General features: G+C 55.2%; 1 protein-coding gene. It reads left to right on the top strand.

From position 1 onward, the window contains the following. Positions 1-64: 64 nt before the first annotated feature. Positions 65-1045: an IS5 family transposase gene (locus GHO42_RS03375; protein WP_047273613.1), complete on the top strand. Its 981-nt coding sequence runs from the start codon at positions 65-67 to the stop codon at positions 1043-1045. Positions 1046-1193: the final 148 nt, after the last annotated feature.

Raw genomic sequence — 1193 nt, 5'->3', positions numbered from 1 at the left:
GGAAATCCTGAAAAAGACTTCCTGATTTGGCAAAATCCCCGGACACCAATCGCCGAGCTTTTCAATGAAGCAAATGACCTTCGCCGATGCCGAGTACGCCGGTAAGCGCAAGCAGACCCGCAAGGAATTGTTCCTGATCGAGATGGATCGGGTCGTACCCTGGAAGGGTTTGATTGCCCTGATCGAACCTCATTACCCGAAGGGCGAAGGGGGCCGTCCGGCCTATCCTTTGATGGCGATGCTGCGGGTTCATCTCATGCAGAACTGGTTCGGTTACAGCGATCCTGCGATGGAAGAAGCGCTGTACGAGACGACGATCTTGCGCCAGTTTTCCGGTCTGAGCCTGGAGCGGATCCCAGATGAAACTACCATCCTCAACTTCCGTCGCCTGCTGGAAAAGCACGAGTTGGCCGCCGGTATTCTCGGCGTGATCAATGGCTATCTGGGCGACCGTGGCTTGTCGCTGCGACAAGGCACCATCGTCGATGCCACGCTGATTCATGCGCCCAGTTCGACCAAGAACAAGGACGGCAAACGCGACCCTGAGATGCATCAAACCAAGAAAGGTAACCAGTATTACTTCGGTGCCAAAGCTCACATTGGTGTCGACGATGAGTCAGGGCTGGTGCACAGCGTGGTGGTCACTGCGGCCAACGTCGCGGACATAACCCAAGTCGACAAACTGCTACACGGTGCTGAGAACGTGGTCTGCGCCGATGCAGGCTATACCGGTGTCGAGAAGCGCGAAGAGCATGCGGGACGCCACGTCATCTGGCAGATTGCAGCCCGGCGCAGTACCTACAAAAAACACGGTAAACGCAGCGCGCTGTACAAAGCGATGCGCAAGATCGAGAAAGCCAAGGCCCAGGTTCGCGCCAAGGTTGAGCATCCATTTCGAGTGATCAAGCGTCAGTTTGGTTATACGAAAGTGCGTTTCCGAGGCTTGGTGAAAAACACTGCTCAGATGGTGACGCTGTTCGCCCTGTCGAACCTTTGGATGGCGCGTCGATATTTGCTCTCCAGCGCAGGAGAGGTGCGTCCGTAATGAGGGAAATAGCTGCTGCGAGGAGCGTTCAGCGGAAAAAATGGATGGAATAGGCGGCAGACGTGATCGGTTTTGAACGGCTGCCGTTTTTTGAAAGCACCTATGGCTCAGCAGTCGAAAAATAGCGGCCTACTTCAGACCATCCCTA

Source organism: Pseudomonas sp. FSL R10-0056 (assembly GCF_009600105.1).
GTDB classification, from domain to species: Bacteria; Pseudomonadota; Gammaproteobacteria; order Pseudomonadales; family Pseudomonadaceae; genus Aquipseudomonas; species Aquipseudomonas bubulae.
Note: the sequence above shows the minus strand (reverse complement) of the source record. Positions and strands in the feature narration are given on the sequence as shown.

Excerpts from the sequence above, each read along its gene's own strand:
- GHO42_RS03375 (WP_047273613.1), top strand. The coding sequence starts at position 65 with ATGAAGCAAATGACCTTCGCCGATGCCGAGTACGCCGGTAAGCGCAAG.